Consider the following 16414-nt stretch of genomic DNA (forward strand, 5'->3'; position numbering starts at 1 on the left):
GCCATATTTTCGCGCAGGGCACCGACCTGATCGGGGAAATGCTGTATCCGCTGTTGTGCCAGATCCAGCCCATCGCGCTGAAAGGGCTGTCCTTTCTTGGCGTGGTCGAGGGGTCCGCGATCTATACCCACTGGCTGTTGGACACGCTGCCCCGGCTGCTGGCGCTGATGGATCACGGCTGGCGGCTGGATCAGTTCGACAATCTGGTGATCGCGGATCATTCCAAGCCGTTTCAGCAGGCGGTGCTGGACCAGCTTGGGGTGCGCCCCGAACAGGTGATCAGCCGCCGCGCCCGCGGGCGGCTGTTCCGGGTCGAGGGGTTTGTCCATGTCTCGGCGCCGCGCACGCGCTTTGTCGCCCACCCGCGCGCCTATCAGATGGTTGACGCCTTTATCGGGGGGCCGCGCACGCGCAGGCCCGAACGCCGCATTCTGGTCAGCCGCAGCGATGCCAGGCGCCGCAAGATCGTGAACGAGGACGCCCTGCGCGCCGAGCTGGAGCCGCGCGGCTTCGAGACCGTCCGCTTCGAGGATCTGAGCATCGCGCAAACCGCAACCCTGATCAGCGAGGCCAGCCACATCGTCGCCCCGCATGGCGCGGGTCTGGCCAACCTGATCTTTGCCAATCCCGGCACCCGTGTGCTGGAACTGTTCAGCGGCCATCTCTCGCGCGAGTACTGGACCATCTGCGCGCAGCAGGGGCTGGACTATTGGAACCTGCGCTGTGACGGGCCTGACGGGCCGGTCAGCGATGAAGCATTGAAAAAGATGGATTATTTCGCCCGCAATGGGCTGGATATCGCGGTGCCGGTCCGGCAGGCGGTCGATTTCATCGACAACATATTTTTGGCGTAAGGCGTCACAGCAAATCGCCCAACAGGTCGCTGGCGCGGCTGATCCCCAGCTTCTGATAGGCCCGCTGGCGATAGGTCAGCACCGTGCCGGGGGCCAGCCCCAGCGCCTGTGCGCTGGCATGGGCTGGCTCGCCGGTCAGGGTGCGGGCACAGACCTGAACCTCGCGCGGGGTCAGCACCGGCCAGCGCGCCGCCAGACGGCGCTGAAGCTGGGGCAGGGGGTCTGCGGGCTGCGGGCGGGCCAGCCGCGTCAGGCCGGTGATGGCGATCTGCGCCAGCGCGCCAAGCTGCATCAGGTCAGGCCCATCGGTGCGGCGCTGGTAAAAGCTGACGATCAGCGCATCGTCCCGGCCCCGCCAGCCGAAACAGATCTTTTCGGTGAAACGCGGGCGGTCGAAACACAGCCGCCGGTAATCGCCCGCCGCAATGGCCCCGGCGGCGATGCGGATGTGAAAACCGCTGCCCGGCGCGGCCGCCTGTCGCGCATCGGCTGCCGGGTCGCGGCGGAAAAACCGGCGCGCATACAGCCGCACCCGGTCCCCGGCATCGCCCAATTCGCTGCTGGAAGCGACGGGTTCGGGCATTCCGGCGCCGTCGCGCAGACGATAGGCAAAGACCTCGTCCACGCCGGTCGCGCTTTGCGCCGCCGCCAGCAGCCGCGTCGAAAACTGTGCCGCATCCGGGGCCGCCAGCAGGTCGGCAGCCAGTTCCGGGTCGATCAGCCCGCCTGATTGCATGAATTCTTCCCCCCGTCCCCATCATGTCCCCAGATCTGCTGACAGACAAGAGGTCGCACCCCCTGCTAGTTTCATCTGCAACGAATCATGAGGAGGTCAAGCATGAGCAAACCATTCGCGTCATCCGCCGATACCGAGGTCAAGACCGACACGCTGGAAATCCTTGGCGACGGCGTCTATGCGCTGACCGCGCAGGGCGACCCCAATGTCGGTGCGTTCGAGGGTGAGGATTTCGTCGTCTGTATCGAGGCCCGCGCCACCCCCGCCGCCGCCCGTGATTGGCTGAAAATTCTGCGCAGCCAGACCGACAAGCCGGTGAAATACCTGATCCTGACCCATTACCACGCCGTGCGCGTGCTGGGGGCCAGCGCCTATGACGCCGGTGACATCATCATGTCCGACGCCACCAATGCGCTGGTGGAGGAACGCGGCTTGCAGGACTGGAAATCGGAATTCGGGCGGATGCCGCGTCTGGCCAAGAACCCCGAAGAGGTCCCCGGCCTGACCCATCCCACCATCACCTTTGCCGACGAATACAGCATCGACCTTGGCGGCGACCGTGGCCGGCTGGATCTGCGCTTTCTGGGGCGCGGCCATACCGGTGGTGACATCGTGGTCTGGCATGACAAGACCCGCACCCTGTTCGCCGGCGATCTGGTCGAGGCCGAGGCCGCGCTGTATACCGGGGACGCCTATCATTTCGATTGGGCGGGCAAGACGCTGGATGCGGTCAAGGCTTACCGTTCCGACAACCTGATCGGCGGGCGCGGCCCGGTGGTGCGCGGGGTCGCGGCAACCGACGCAGCGGTGGAACAGACCCGCAAATTCCTGAACGGCATGATCGAGAATGTCGGTCGCGTCCACCACGCGGGCGGCGACCTGAAGGCCGCGTTCGAGGCCACCCACGCAGCCCTTGCCCCCGAATTCGGCAACTGGCCGATCTTCGAACATTGCCTGCCCTTTGACGTCCAGCGCCTGTGGGATGAATTCGACGGTATCGAACACCCCCGAATCTGGACCGAGGACCGCGACCGCGAGGTTTGGGCGAAACTTCAGGGGTAAGACCGATGGCACAGGTGCAACAATTGATGCAGGCCGGGCAGGTGGGCGCACAGCGCGCCGGCCTGCCGGTTTACCGCGATTTTGGCGCCACGCCCGTGCCCGACGGGCCGTCGCGGGTGCCGGTCACGGTGGTGGGCGCGGGGCCGGTCGGCCTTGCGATGGCGCTGGATCTGGCGCAGCACGGGCATCCGGTGGTGGTGCTGACGCGGCTGGATTTCATCGCCCATTGTTCCCGCGCGATCTGTTTTTCCAAACGCTCGCTGGACATTCTGGACAGGCTTGGCGTGGCCGATGCGGCGGTGGACAAGGGCGTGGTGTGGAATGTCGGCAAGGTGTTTCGGGGCGCCGACCCGGACCCGGTCTATCAATTCGACATGCTGCCGGTGAAAGACCAGAAACAGCCCGGCTTTATCAACCTGCAACAGTTCTATCTTGAGGAAATGCTGGTCGAGGCACTGGCCGCGCTGCCCCATGTCGACCTGCGCTGGGGCCACCGCGTCACGGCGCTGGATGCGCAGGCCGATGGCGCCACGCTGACGGTTCAGGCCGCGGGCGGCGAATACCGGATGCAGACCGACTGGCTGATCGCCTGCGACGGGCACCGCTCGACCATCCGTGACCTGATGGGGCTGGATTTCGAGGGCCGCGTGTTCGAGGATAACTTCCTGATCGCAGATATCCGCCTGAAACGCGACATGGCCCCGGAACGCTGGTTCTGGTTCGACCCGCCCTTCAACCCCGGACAGTCGGCGCTGATGCACCGTCAGCCCGATGACGTCTGGCGGCTGGATTTCCAGCTTGGCTGGGGCATTGACCGCGAAGCCGCGATGCAGCCCGAAAACGTGGAACCCTTCATCCGCGCCATGTTGGGTGATGACGTGGATTTCACCCGCGAATGGTATTCGGTCTATACTTTCCAATGCCGGCGAATGGCGCGGTTTTTGCATGGCCGGGTCATCTTTGCCGGCGATTCGGCGCATCTGGTGTCCCCCTTCGGGGCGCGCGGCTGTAATGGCGGCTTTGCCGATATCGACAATCTGGGGTGGAAGCTGGATCTGGTGCTGACCGGTCAGGCAGACCCGGCGCTGCTGGACAGTTACAACGCCGAGGCGGTGGTGACAGCGGATGAAAACATCCTGAACTCGACCCGCTCGACCGATTTTCTGACGCCCAAAACCCCCGGCAGTCTGGCGCTGCGCGATGCGGTGCTGGATCTGGCGCGCGACTACGCCTTTGCGCGGCCCTTCGTCAATTCGGGGCGGCTGTCGACGGCGGTCAGCTATCCCGGCAGCGGGCTGAACACGCCCGATCGTGACGAATGGCAGGGGCAGGGGGTGGCGCCGGGATCGCCCATCCCGGATGCCCCGCGTGGCGATGACTGGCTGTTAAAACAGGTGGGCGGCGCCTTTACACTGGTCAGCAACGGCTATGACGGGCCGGTGCCGGACGGTGTCGCGCATCTGCGCCTGTCGCCGCAGGATGTTCTGGCGCTGGACCGTCTGGCCCTGCCGCCGGGGGGCGCGTGCCTGCTGCGGCCCGACCAGTATGTCGCCGCGCGCTGGCACCGCCCCGATGGCCCTGCCATCACCCAGGCCCTGAACCGCGCGAAAGGAGGCCCGGCATGACCCGCCTGAACACCGCCCCCAATCTGACGGGGGTCGACGATGTCTATGAATCGCTTGTCGGCCTGCTGGACGATCCCGACCCGCAGGTCAGCCTGCGCCGCCAGTCGCGGCTGATCCTGCTGCTGGCAAATCACATCGGTGACCGGCAGGTCATCACCGAGGCCATCCGCGCCGCGCGCGACTGACCGCCCCACAGGGGGTATTTGAACAACAGAGAAAACCCGCCGGCCCGAAAACGGCTGGCGGGTTTCTTTGTTGCCCAAATACCCATAAAAAAACCCGCGCCGGGCGTGGCGCGGGCTGAATGGGGCGACGCTTTGCAGGGGCTTATTTCACCCCCGGCGTGCCGTCGAATTTCTTGTCCAGACTGTCCCAGCAGTCGATGTAATCGTCCTGCATCGGGGCCTCGGTCGCGGCAAAGCGGGTCAGGTGCTGGGGGAAGCGGGTTTCGAACATGAACTGCATTGTCTCGGACTGTTTGACCGGGACCATGGGTTCGGTGCTGCCGTGTTCGAAGGCATCGCGGTCGGGACCGTGGGGCAGCATCATGTTGTGCAGGCTCATGCCGCCAGGAACGAAGCCCTGCGGTTTGGCGTCATAGATGCCGTGAATATTGCCCATCAGTTCCGACATGATGTTCTTGTGATACCAGGGCGGGCGGAAGGAATGTTCGGCCACCATCCAGCGGTCGCGGAACAGCACAAAGTCGATATTGGCCGTGCCCGGTTGCCCCGACGGCGCCGTCAGCACGGTAAAGATCGAGGGGTCGGGATGGTCGAACAGGATCGCGCCGACCGGGGAATAGGTCCGCAGGTCGTATTTATAGGGCGCGTAATTGCCATGCCATGCCACCACATCCAGCGGCGACTGGTCGACAAAGGTTTCATGGAACTGGCCGCACCATTTGACCACGACGCGGGACCGGACCTCGCGGTCCTCGAAGGCGGCGGTGGGGCATTTGAAGTCGCGCGGATTGGCAAGACAGTTCGCCCCGATCGGGCCGCGTCCGGGCAGCTGGAATTTCTGGCCATAGTTTTCACAGACAAAGCCGCGGGCGGGGCCGTCGATCAGTTCGACGCGATAGACCAGCCCGCGCGGGATGATGGCGATTTCCTGCGGGGCCAGCTCGATCACGCCAAGTTCGGTGCAAAAGCGCAGGCGGCCTTGCTGGGGGACGACCAGCAATTCGCTGTCGGCGGAAAAGAAATATTCGTCCTGCATCGACCGGGTGACCAGATAGATATGGCTGGCCATGCCGACCTGTGTGTTCACATCGCCCGCCGTGGTCATGCTGCGCATTCCGGTCAGCCATGTGACATCGCCCGCAACCGCGACCGGGTCCCAGCGATATTGCCCAAGGCTGGCCACATCGGTCAGCACATTGGGCGCCGAGACCCAATAGGGCAGGTCGATCCGGGTAAAGCGCCCGGTATGTTTGACCGAGGGCCGGATGCGATAGCACCAGCTGCGTTCGGGCGGATCGGCGGTAAAGGCGGTGCCCGAAAGCTGTTCGGCATAAAGGCCATAGGCGCATTTCTGCGGGCTGTTCTGGCCCTGGGGCAGGGCGCCGGGCAGGGCCTCGGTTTCGAAATCATTGCCAAAGCCGGGCATATATCCGGGCGTGGTGCCGGTGGTGCCGGTCGCACGGATCAGCCCGTTTTGCAGGGTTTCATGGGTCATGGCGTCTTCCTCCCGTTGGTCCCGAAGGGGTTGCGGGCAGAATAGTTGCAAATGAAACCAAGTCAAGCGGGCGGGTCGGTCGGCCCCCCGGACAGCCCCAGCACCTGTTCCAGATCGTCCAGCACCTGCGCCAGCCGGTGCTGCTGATCGGGGGTCAGCTGCGCCAGCAGCGCCGATTCGGCGGCCAGCATGTCCGGGGTCAGCCCATCCAGCGCCGCGCGGCCCTGCGGCGTCAGCGTCACCAGCTGTGCGCGCCGGTCCTGCCGGTCGGGGCGGCGGCTGATCCATCCGCGCGATTCCAGCGCCGCGCAGGCCCGGCTGACGCGCACCTTGTCCAGCGCCGTCAGCGTCACCAGCTGGCTGGCCGTGGCGCCGTCATCGGCCCCCAGATGCGCCATCACCCGCCATTCCGCCCGTCCGATCCCCTGCGCATCGCGATAGATCGGCATGATCTGGCGCGACAGCCGGTCGGCCAGCCGGTTCAGGCGAAAGGGCAGAAAGCGGGACAGGGTGAAATCGGGCATGGCGGTCTTTCGGTCGGGGGGTGGCACCGGCCCTGTGCCGGCGGATCGGCGCCCGCGCGAGGGTGCCGGGCAGATGGATGGTTGCAAGTGAAACTATCGCTTCCTATACAGTCTGCATACCGCATTGCCGATGAAGGGGGAAAGGCCATGACCGCACAGAAAAGCTGGATCGACAGCGCGAACGCGCCCGATTGCGACTTTCCGATCCAGAACCTGCCTTATGGGGTGTTCTCGGTCGGGGGGGATGCGCCGCGTTGCGGGGTGGCGATTGGCGACCGCATCGTCGATCTGGCCGCGGCCGAAGCTGCGGGCCTGCTGGATGCCGGCGGCACCTTCAGCGCCCCGCGCCTGAATGATTTCATGGCGCTGGGACCGGCGGCATGGGACCGGGTGCGCCATGACCTGACCGCGCTGCTGGCGGCGGATGGCAACCGCGACACCCCCACCGTGGCCATGGCGGATGCGGTGCTGCACCTGCCGGTCGAGGTCGCGGAATATACCGATTTCTATGCCTCGAAAAACCACGCCTATAATGTCGGGGTGATGTTTCGCGGCCCCGAAAACGCGCTGCCGGCGCAGTGGACGCATATGCCCATCGGCTATAACGGGCGGGCGTCCTCGGTCGTGGTGTCGGGGACCGGTATTCACCGCCCGATGGGCCAGCTGAAAACCGATGGCGGGCCGGTCTTTGCCCCCTGTCAGCGGCTTGACCTCGAGCTGGAGCTGGGGGCGATTGTCGGCCAGCCCTCGGCCATGGGGCAGCGGGTCAGCGTCGATCAGGCCGAGGCGATGATCTTTGGCTATGTGCTGCTGAACGACTGGTCGGCGCGCGATATCCAGACATGGGAATATCAGCCGCTGGGACCGTTTCAGGCCAAGGCCTTTGCCACCAGCATCAGCCCCTGGATCGTGACCCGCGCCGCGCTGGAGCCGTTTCGCGCCGCAGCCCCCGAACGGGTGAACCCGCTGCTGCCCTATCTGGCGGAAACCCGGCCCGGCCTGTTCGATATTGCGCTGGAATGGGGTCTGAACGGGCATGTGCTGGCGCGGACCAATTACAACACCATGTATTATTCCAGCGCACAGCAACTGGCCCATCACGCCAGTTCGGGCTGTCCGATGCGGGTGGGTGATCTGCTGGGGTCGGGCACCATCAGCGGCCCCACCCCCGACAGCACCGGCGCCCTGCTGGAGATGACGCTGGCGGGCAAAAACCCGGTCAGCCTGCCCGATGGTCAGACCCGGACCTTCATTCAGGATGGCGACACGGTCAGCTTGCGCGGCCATGCGCAGGGCGACGGCTTTCGCATCGGCTTTGGCGAATGCAGCGGCACGGTGTTGCCGGCGGTCGGCTGATGGGTGCGGTCCTGCACGATTACTGGCGGTCCTCGGCGGCCTATCGGGTGCGCATCGGGCTGGCGCTGAAAGGGGTTGGCTGGCGGTCACGGCCCGTCGATCTGGCGGCGGGTGCGCAGCGCGGCGCCGACCATCTGGCGCGCAATCCGCAGGGTCTGGTTCCGGTGCTGGATATTGACGGGCTGCGGCTGACCCAGTCGCTGGCGATTCTGGCCTATCTGGACGAAACCCGGCCCGCGCCGCCGCTGTTGCCTGCCGATGCGGGCGGGCGGGCGCGGGTGCGGGCGCTGGCGCTGGCGGTGGCTTGCGACATTCACCCGCTGTCGAACCTGTCGGTGCTGAACAGGGTGTCGGCGCTGGCGGGCGATGCCGCGCGGGCCGACTGGAACAGCGGCAATATCCGCCGTGGTCTGGTCGCGGTCGAGGCGATGCTGGCCGATCTGCCCGACGCCTTTCGCGATGGCCCGTTCTGTTACGGCACCATGCCGGGGCTGGCCGATTGCTGTGTGATTCCGCAGCTTTACAACGCCACCCGCTGGGGCGTCGATTATGCCGATCTGCCCTGCCTTGCGCGCGTCGCCGCCGCCTGTGCTGCGCATCCGGCCTTTGTCGCGGCCCATCCCGACCGCGCCGGCGCCTAGGTTCGCGCGCGGGCCAGTTCGGTAAAGCGGGCGATGTCGGCGGGGTCGGCGGGGCGCCCGGTATGGGTCAGCAGGAAATCGGCGGTGCGCGACAGCCGGGTGTCCAGCGTGTCATGAACATCCAGCGTATATTGCCCGATCTGCGAGAAATACAGGATGCGCGCCCGCACCAGCGCCTCGGCCGGGGGATAGTCATATCGCGCGAACATCCGCGTCAGCGCGTCCAGCCGCTGATTGTCGGCATCGGCCACGACCTTGCGCACATCCGCATCGCGCCGCCCCCATAACCGGACAGCAATGTCCAGCGCCGGGTCGAACAGCTGGTCGTCGATCCAGCATTCGAACACGTTCAGCACCGCCGCGCCAATGCTGTCGGCGGGGCGCAGGGCGCGCTGGATGATCGGGCCGGTATTGTGGTCCAGCCAATGCCCCAGCATCTGGTCGCGCAGGTCCTGCGTCGATTTGAAATGCCAGTAAAAGCTGGACCGCGACACCCCCAGATTGCGCGCCATGATCTGGATCTTCAGCCGGTCGATCCCGTCACGCACCAGCGTGTCCAGCGCCAGCGCCAGCCAGTCCTCGCGCGTGGTGCGGGGGGCGGTGTCGCTGGTTTGCGGGCTGTCGGTCATCTTGCGGTCCGGCTGGATGGGGTGGCGCGGGGTGGCGGCATCAAACCCCGTGTCGCGGCCAAGGTAAACAGGGCGCGGCCGATTTTTCTGGACAGAAGTGAACAGTTATGGCGAAATAGGGGCAGGTATATTGACCCGAACCCACGTTGTTTTCTGATAAACATGCATAAAAACAGTGGGTTGGGTCGTGAACACAACTGAACGGATGATGGCCCGGCAACTGCGGCGATTCGTCCGCTCGACAGGGGGTAAGGCATGAAAACCAGCATCGGCGCATTCCTGCTGCAACGCTTGCGCGAAATCGGCGTGACACAGATTCCGGGCGTTCCGGGCGATTATAACCTGCAATTCCTGGAACAGATCGACGATGCGCAGGGCATTGATTTCATTGGCGCCTGTAACGAACTGAACGCCGCCTATGCCGCCGATGGCTATGCCCGTATCCGGGGGGCGGGGGCGGTGCTGACCACCTATGGCGTGGGCGAATTATCGGCCCTGAACGGCATTGCCGGCGCCGCGTGCGAGCATGTCCCCGTCGTCGCCATTACCGGCGCCCCGCCGCTTTACGCGATGGAGGAAGGCTGGCTTTTGCATCACACGCTGGCCGAGGGCGATTATGACGACATGATGGCCGCCTTTACCCCCTTTACCGTCGCGCAGACCCGCCTGACCCCGGCCAATGCCGCCGCCGAAATCGACCGCGTGCTGATCGCCTGCCTGCGCGAGAAAAAGCCCGTCTATATCCAGCTGCCGTCCAATATCAGCTATCTGGAGATCGAGGCCCCGGACACGCCCATCGCCACCCGCAGCTCCAGCGACCCGGCCAGCCTGTCGCGGGCGGCGGATCATCTGGCGCGCAAATGGCAGGCGGCGCAGCGCCCGGCGATTCTGGTCGATATGGATGCCGCGCGTTTCGGTCTGGCCGCGCCGCTTTTGCGGCTGGCGGAAAAGACCGGCACTCGGTTTGCGGCGCTGACCACCGGCAAATCCATCCTGCCCGAGGCGCATCCCCTGTCGCTGGGGCTTTATAACGGCAAGGCATCCGCCCCCGAGACCCGCGCCGCGATTGAGGGGTCGGATTGCCTGCTGGCCACCGCGCCCCGCTTTATCGAGGTCAATTCCGGCCTGTTTTCCGCCCGTCTGCCCGATTGCGCCGCCATGCTGCGTGGTCACAGCCTGCGTCTGGACGGCACCGTTTACGAAGGGGTCGAGGCCGCCGATCTGATCGAGGCGCTGACCCAGCGCCTGCCCGCCGCGCAGGCCCCCACCCGCAGCCCCGCCGCCCCCGCGCGCCCGCCCGCGCCACAGCCCGACGCCCCCCTGCGCCACGCCACCCTGTGGCCGCGACTGGCCGGGTTCCTGCGTCCGGGCGATGTGGTTCTGGCGGAAAACGGCACCTCGAATATCGGGCTGACGCCGCAGGTGCTGCCCTCAGGGGTGACGCTGGTGAACCAGAATATCTGGGGGTCCATCGGCTATACCCTGCCGGCCACGCTGGGGACGGCGCTGGCCGCGCCCGACCGGCGGCATGTGCTGTTCATCGGGGACGGGTCGCTGCAGCTGACGGTGCAGGAATTGTCCACCATGCTGCGGCTGGGGCAAAAGCCGGTGATCTTTGTGCTGAACAACCGGGGTTACACGATCGAGCGTTACATTCTGGGGATGCGCGATGCCTATAACGACATCGCGGACTGGCGCTATACCGACCTTCCGGGGGTGTTTGGCGGCACCGATTTCACCACCGCCCAAGCCCGCACCGGCGCCGATCTGGAAGCCGCGCTGGAACAGGCCGAAAACGCCGAAAACCTGACCCTGATCGAACTGCATCTGGACCCGTTCGACGCCCCAGAGGCGCTGAAAAGTTTCGGTCCCGCCGTGGCCGATTTCGACTATGGCCCCTCGGGTCCGCAGGGGGCGGCCAAGCACCGCCCGCCCGTCAACGCCTGAGGGGGGGGGCGCCCCCGGCGCAACCGGCGGGCAACGCCCTGACCGCGCACCGCATCACATGGCCCCGCCTCCGGACCGGCCCTGCCATCCGGGGGTTTTGCGTGGTGGACAGGGCTTTCAGCCCTTGTCGTCCGGCGCAGGCGTTGTCTTGCGTGGCCCCGCCGCCGAGGCCGGCCAGACCGGTCCCCGCGCCGGGGCTGCGGCGGCTGTGTCGCCGGTCGGTGCCGGATCTGGCCCATCGACCGGGCGGGGGGCGCTGACCGCTGCATTTGGGTCGGGGGTCGCGGCGCGGGACGGTGCGGGCGCGCGGTCGGTTTTGGCAGGCTGCGCCCCCGCCGCCGACGGCGCCGCGGCGGGTGTTTTGGGCGACGGCGCTGGATCGGCCGGTTTTGCAGGGGGCAGCTTACCCGCCCCCGTGGCCTGCGGCGGCACAGGTTTGGCAGGGGTTTGGGATGGCGCAGCGGCGGGCTTGGCCGGGGCGGGCTTTGCAGCTTGCACGGGCGTGGCTTGTTTCGCCGGTGCCGGTGCCGGTGCCGGGGCTTTTTCGGGCTGTGACCCGGCGGGGCCTGCGGGTTTGGGGGCGGCAGTGGGCTTGGCCGCGGCGGGTTTGGCTGGCGTGGCGGGGGTCGCCTGCGCTTGTGCCTGTGCCGGTTTGGGCGGGGTCAGCGGTGCGGCGGGTTTGGTGGCGATGGCGGGGTTGCTATGCTTGGCGCCGACATTGTTTTCATGCACCCAGATCGCCTGTTCCAGATCGTCATAAAAATCCAGCCGCCCGCCTTCCAGCACCGCGCCCATCGTGCACATGCGCCGCACCAGCGGCATCGAGTGGCTGATAAAGATCGCCCCCGCATCGCGCATCCGCAGCTTGAACAGCGCCTCGCTTTTTTCCTTGAAATTGGCGTCCCCCACCGCCGACACCTCGTCGATCAGATAGGTGTCGAAATTCAGCGCCATGTTGATGCCAAAGCTTAACCGCGCCTGCATCCCCGATGAATAGGTCCGCACCGGCAGGTAAAACCGTTCGCCCAATTCCGCGAAATCCTCGACAAAGGCGCGGACCTTATCGGTATCGGCGCCATAGATGCGGGCAATGAACCGCGCGTTCTGCGCCCCGGTCATCTGTGGATGCATCGAATTGGCCAGCCCGATCGGGAACGAGATATTGCCGTCGCTTAACACCCGTCCGGAATTGGGCAGGATCGCCCCCGACATCACCCGCAACAGGGTCGACTTGCCCGCCCCGTTGCGCCCCAGAATCGCCACCGAGGTGCGCGACGGGAACACCGCGTTCAGGTCGCGAAACACCGTGTTGACGACGTGACGCGACCGGTAAACCTTGGTCAGCCGTTCCAGCACGATCATTTGCGGTCCCTTATCGCGTAAAAGATGAACACCGCCGCGAACCACAACAAAAAGCCGGTGCCCGCCACCGCCAGCAACAGGCCCGCCAGCCCCGGCACCCGCTGTGCGCTGAGGGCCGAGCGCCCGGAATAGGTCGCGGCATAAAGGTTGTCGCCAATGGTGGAATTGCGCTCGGTCTCCCACGCGGCGCGGGCGGCCATCAGGCGTTTTTGCGCCAGTTCCTGATCAAAGCGCAGCTGGGTATATTCCTCAAGCTGGGTCGCGGTGACGGTGGTGCCGCCGGCGGCGCTGCGGCTGTCGCCGTGCTGGTCGGGCAGCACGCTGAGGGTGCCGCGCCCTTCGGCTGTGGCGCGTTCCAGGCTGTCGGCCCGCACCCGCGCCCGCTGTGCCAGCAGCGAATCGTCCCCCGCCGCGCGGACCGACTGGCTGAGGCGCAGCGCCGCCTCGATATGCTTCATCCGCAGCTTTTGGGCGATCTCGGTTTCGACTTTGGCCAGCGCCTGCGGGTCCAGCATCCGGTTGTCCTTGCGCCATTGGTCAAGCTGGTGCAGCGATTCGTCGACATGCTGTTGCGCCAGCTGCATCTGCTGTTCCAGCGTGGCGACCCGGTGCAGCGACATATCCTGCGTCAGCACCCGCATCTTGTCCTCGATCGTGGTGATCACGGCTTCCAGCAGGCGCTGGCCGTCCTGTTCGGAAAAGGCGCGGACATAGATGCGCAAAATCTCGTCACGGGTGCCGACATGCATCCAGACCATGCGGCGCCAGAATTTCAGGCGTTCCTCGACCGGGTCGCTGGCGCGATATGGGCGCAGCGACAGGGCATAGCGTTTGTCCTGCGGCCAGATCTGTGCCAGCGGCACACGGGCATCTACCGCCTCCATGAAGTCGCGGCTGGCGATCAGGTCGCGGGTGATGGCGCGGTCGGTGGCGTCCTGCCCCGACAGGCCCGACAGCGTCAGCTTGCCACCGCCAAGCACGGATTTGTGCCGCTCGGATTGCAGGATGACGGAATTGCGGATCTCATAGGCCTGATCCGACAGCAGGGTGACATGGGCCAGCATCAGCAGCGCCGGCATCAGCACCATCAGCACGAACCCTGCCGCCATGACCCGGTGGCGCAGCTTCAGCCGGGCGCGGGGCACGTCGATAAAGCGAAACGCGGCCCCATCCGGGGCCACGCCGATCCCGCCCGAGGTGCCGGTGGGGTTGGGGGCGCTGTTCATTGGTCCAGAATCTCGCGGCTGAACAGAAAGATCGCGAACAGCCCGACAAAATTCAGCACCAGCGCGATCTGGTTGGCATAAAACAGCGATGCATAGGCGCCGTTGTAATCGACATAGGTCAAATCGCGCATCCGCCCGGTGATATGGACCAGCGGGTTCAGCATCAGCCAGTCCGAATAGGGCCGGGGCAGCGATTCCACCAGAATGATGATCCCGGAAATGAACAACAGCGGCCGGGTGGCAAAGGACCAGATGAATTCCCACAGCGGGAACTTGGTCTTGATCGCCAGATTGGTCAGCCCCACCCCGGTGCCAAGGAAGGCAGCGGTCAGGTAAACCTCGGCGCTGCCGAACAAATCAAAGGTGGTGTCGGTGTCATACATCCCCAGAATCGCCGCCATGATGATCACGGTGATGATGATCTGGGTGCCGAAGGTCACCAGAAACGAGGCCAGAAACACGTCGAAAAACGTCACCCGCGGAAAATTCAGCAGGTTGCGCGCGCGCTGGACGGACCATTCCATCTTGCTGCTCATGTTGCGGAACATGGTAAAGGGCAGCACCCCGGTGGCATAGAAGATGGCGAAATCATGGCCGATTGGCGGGGTGCGGGAAATGGCCGAAAACACCAGCACCAGCGCGATGATGCTGATCACCGGCATGATCAGCGACCACAGATAGCCACCGGCAAAGCCGCTGTTCTGGCTGGAAATCTCGCGCAGGCACATGGCCATGATGGTGCGCGCCCCGGCATAGCGCGGCATGACGCGGTGCCCCAGAACGGGGCTGCGCAGCGGGGCTGACGGGTCCGGTATGGGCGATGTGTTCATCAGGCTGGCTGTCAGTTCCGTTCGGATGGGCCGGGTCAGGCGGCGAAGGGCACGGCCCGGTTGCGCCTTGGGGATGGCCCAAGCCCGGCGGCGGGTCAAGCCCGCAGCGCATCACCCCCGCGCGGGCAGGGTGCGTGCCGGGCCTGCGCAGGCATGAACATGCCGACCCGCCGCGCGCCCTGGCGGGACGGGGTGCTGTGGCCGTGCCTGTGCCCTGCCGGGGGGGGCGGCAGGGCGCATGGGTTGGCGCGGGCCATCGCGGGGCTTGGGCGATCAGGGGAATGGCCCCGGCACATGCGCGCTGCGGGTTCTGGCCCGATCTGTCAGCCGCCCCGTCACGGCCAGCAAGCGGGGGCGCACCGCCCGCCCACCGCGCGGTGCCATGCGGCGGGGGCGCCGGACCGTGACCCGCCCCGGGCCTGCGGCACCGACCGCCATGCTGGTCCGGGCCAGGGTTTTGGTCACAGGCCGGGGCGGGGTCAGGTGATGATCACCTTGACATTGGTGCATTCGCGCAGCCCCTCGACCCCGAACTGCACGCCGATGCCGGACTGGCGCACGCCGCCGAACGGGGCGTTGGGCTGAATCGCGCCGTGCTTGTTGATCCAGACCGTGCCGGCGCTGATACGGTCGGCCAGCGCCCGTGCCCGCACCGGATCGCCCGACCAGACCGAGGCCCCCAGCCCGCATTTATCGGCATTGGCCAGCGCGACGACCTGATCTTCGTCCTGCCATTTCGTCAGGCCGATGGCCGGGCCGAACTGTTCCAGATCGTGGAGCTTCATCCCCGGTTCGACCCCGGTCATCACGGTGGTGGGAAAGAACAGGTCATTGCCCTGCGCCAGCCCGCCGCACAGCGCGGTCGCGCCCTTGTCCAGCGCGTCCTGAACGAAATCGCGCACGATATTATACTGGTCGCGGTTCTGGACCGGGCCGATGACATTGGCCTCGTCGCTGCCATCGCCCATGGGCAGCGCCCGCGCCATATCGGCCAGCGCCTGCGCCACGGCGTCATAGACATCGGCGTGCACATATAACCGCTTCAGCGCCGCGCAGGTCTGGCCGTTATTGATGAAACAGCCCCAGAACAGCCCCTCGGCAATGGCCTGCGGGTCGACATCGGGCAGCACGATGCCCGCGTCATTGCCCCCCAGTTCCAGCGTGACGCGCTTGATCGTGCCCGCCGCCGAGGCCATCACCCGCGACCCCGTCGCGATCGAGCCGGTAAAGCTGATCTTGTCGATCCCCTCATGCGCGGTCATCGCCGGTCCCAGCCCCCCGTCCGAGGCCAGCGCCTGCACCACCCCCGGCGGCAGCGCCTGTTGCATCAGCCGCACCAGTTCCAGCGTCGACAGGGGGGTGTTTTCAGACGGTTTGATAATGACGCAATTGCCCGCCAGCAACGCCGGGATCAGATGCCAGATGCCGATCAGCACCGGCCAGTTCCACGGGGTGATGGCGCCGATCACGCCGATGGGCACGCGGTGCAGCTCGACCCGGCCTTCGGGGGTGTCCTGCAAAACCTCGGGGTCCAGTGTCAGGCTGGCGGTGTGGCTGGTCCAGGCCTGACAGCCGCCGATCTCGAACCGTGAGCCGACGCCGTTCAGCGGCTTGCCCTGTTCGGCGGTCAGCAGCCTGGCCAGCGACTCGGCTTGATCAGCGATCAGGGTGGCGATTTTGGCGCAGGCGGCCTGACGTTCGGCCCACGGGGTCGCGGCCCATGCCGGAAAGGCGCGGCGCGCGGCAGCCACGGCGCGGTCCAGCGCTGTGGTGTCGGCGGACACGGCCTGCCCGACAACCGCGCCGGTGGCCGGGTTCAGCACGTCAAAGGCGGTGCCGGTCTGGTCGGGCTGGCCGTCGATGATATTGGGGTGAATGGTCATGGTGTCTTTTCCTCCCGCTGGTGGCCCTTTGGGCCGTCCTCCTGACCTCAGGTTAGGGG

The 16414-nt window shown here is 66.1% G+C and carries 15 protein-coding genes; 7 read left to right on the top strand and 8 right to left on the bottom strand.

The genetic code is table 11. The annotated features are described in order from the left end of the window. The first annotated feature begins 38 nt into the window (after positions 1-38). Positions 39-854: a glycosyltransferase family 61 protein gene (locus ACFXP9_RS13060; RefSeq protein ID WP_397208871.1), complete on the top strand. Its 816-nt coding sequence runs from the start codon at positions 39-41 to the stop codon at positions 852-854. Between the two features lie 4 nt (positions 855-858). Here the strand turns inward: ACFXP9_RS13060 and ACFXP9_RS13065 are convergent, their stop codons facing one another. After that, positions 859-1590 (bottom strand): helix-turn-helix transcriptional regulator, encoded by a 732-nt coding sequence (locus ACFXP9_RS13065; RefSeq protein WP_397208870.1) that lies wholly within the window; start codon positions 1588-1590, stop codon positions 859-861. Between the two features lie 102 nt (positions 1591-1692). On the opposite strand from ACFXP9_RS13065, the gene ACFXP9_RS13070 reads away from it, so the two are divergent. The 3 genes from ACFXP9_RS13070 to ACFXP9_RS13080 are packed head-to-tail and all read left to right on the top strand — an operon-like array spanning position 1693 to position 4462. After that, positions 1693-2652 (top strand): MBL fold metallo-hydrolase, encoded by a 960-nt coding sequence (locus ACFXP9_RS13070; protein ID WP_397208869.1) that lies wholly within the window; start codon positions 1693-1695, stop codon positions 2650-2652. A 5-nt stretch (positions 2653-2657) separates the two neighbouring features. Then, positions 2658-4277: an FAD-dependent oxidoreductase gene (locus tag ACFXP9_RS13075; RefSeq protein WP_397208868.1), complete on the top strand. Its 1620-nt coding sequence runs from the start codon at positions 2658-2660 to the stop codon at positions 4275-4277. Then, the gene (locus tag ACFXP9_RS13080) at positions 4274-4462 is read left to right on the top strand and encodes a DUF2783 domain-containing protein (RefSeq protein ID WP_397208867.1); all 189 of its coding nucleotides are present in this window, start codon (positions 4274-4276) and stop codon (positions 4460-4462) included. Before ACFXP9_RS13075 ends, ACFXP9_RS13080 begins: the two co-directional genes overlap by 4 nt. Positions 4463-4604: 142 nt before the next feature. On the opposite strand, the gene hmgA is transcribed toward ACFXP9_RS13080, so the two are convergent. Together hmgA and ACFXP9_RS13090 are read right to left on the bottom strand one after the other, a co-directional pair. Further along, positions 4605-5957 carry a homogentisate 1,2-dioxygenase gene (gene hmgA / locus ACFXP9_RS13085; RefSeq protein WP_397208866.1) on the bottom strand — a complete coding sequence of 451 codons (1353 nt, stop codon included), beginning with the start codon at positions 5955-5957 and terminating at the stop codon, positions 4605-4607. Between the two features lie 62 nt (positions 5958-6019). Then, on the bottom strand, positions 6020-6481 hold the full coding sequence (locus tag ACFXP9_RS13090; RefSeq protein WP_397208865.1) for a MarR family winged helix-turn-helix transcriptional regulator: 462 nt from the start codon (positions 6479-6481) through the stop codon (positions 6020-6022). Between the two features lie 147 nt (positions 6482-6628). Between ACFXP9_RS13090 and fahA the strand changes: the two genes are divergently transcribed. Both fahA and maiA read left to right on the top strand, forming a co-directional pair. Next, positions 6629-7837, top strand: coding sequence for a fumarylacetoacetase (fahA, locus tag ACFXP9_RS13095; RefSeq protein ID WP_397208864.1), 1209 nt, complete (start codon positions 6629-6631; stop codon positions 7835-7837). Further along, entirely contained in the window at positions 7837-8478 is a 642-nt protein-coding gene (gene maiA, locus ACFXP9_RS13100) for a maleylacetoacetate isomerase (RefSeq protein ID WP_397208863.1), read from the top strand. The genes fahA and maiA overlap by 1 nt, the downstream gene beginning before the upstream one ends. Here the strand turns inward: maiA and ACFXP9_RS13105 are convergent. Next, complete coding sequence (locus tag ACFXP9_RS13105) at positions 8475-9107, bottom strand: TetR/AcrR family transcriptional regulator (RefSeq protein ID WP_397208862.1); 633 nt, start codon at positions 9105-9107, stop codon at positions 8475-8477. The genes maiA and ACFXP9_RS13105 overlap by 4 nt on opposite strands. Positions 9108-9362: 255 nt before the next feature. On the opposite strand from ACFXP9_RS13105, the gene ACFXP9_RS13110 reads away from it, so the two are divergent. Then, positions 9363-11054 (top strand): alpha-keto acid decarboxylase family protein, encoded by a 1692-nt coding sequence (locus ACFXP9_RS13110; RefSeq protein ID WP_397208861.1) that lies wholly within the window; start codon positions 9363-9365, stop codon positions 11052-11054. A gap of 117 nt (positions 11055-11171) precedes the next feature. Here the strand turns inward: ACFXP9_RS13110 and ACFXP9_RS13115 are convergent, their stop codons facing one another. From ACFXP9_RS13115 to ACFXP9_RS13130, 4 genes are all read right to left on the bottom strand, one after another. Further along, positions 11172-12416: an ATP-binding cassette domain-containing protein gene (locus tag ACFXP9_RS13115; RefSeq protein WP_397210271.1), complete on the bottom strand. Its 1245-nt coding sequence runs from the start codon at positions 12414-12416 to the stop codon at positions 11172-11174. Beyond that, a complete protein-coding gene (locus tag ACFXP9_RS13120; protein WP_397208859.1) occupies positions 12413-13642 on the bottom strand; it encodes a hypothetical protein in 1230 nt (409 codons plus the stop codon). Before ACFXP9_RS13120 ends, ACFXP9_RS13115 begins: the two co-directional genes overlap by 4 nt. Then, positions 13639-14472: an ABC transporter permease gene (locus ACFXP9_RS13125; protein WP_397208858.1), complete on the bottom strand. Its 834-nt coding sequence runs from the start codon at positions 14470-14472 to the stop codon at positions 13639-13641. Before ACFXP9_RS13125 ends, ACFXP9_RS13120 begins: the two co-directional genes overlap by 4 nt. A gap of 479 nt (positions 14473-14951) precedes the next feature. Next, positions 14952-16355: an aldehyde dehydrogenase family protein gene (locus ACFXP9_RS13130; protein ID WP_397208857.1), complete on the bottom strand. Its 1404-nt coding sequence runs from the start codon at positions 16353-16355 to the stop codon at positions 14952-14954. Positions 16356-16414 lie beyond the last annotated feature (59 nt).

This window comes from Paracoccus jiaweipingae, assembly GCF_044335505.1.
Lineage (GTDB): Bacteria > Pseudomonadota > Alphaproteobacteria > Rhodobacterales > Rhodobacteraceae > Paracoccus.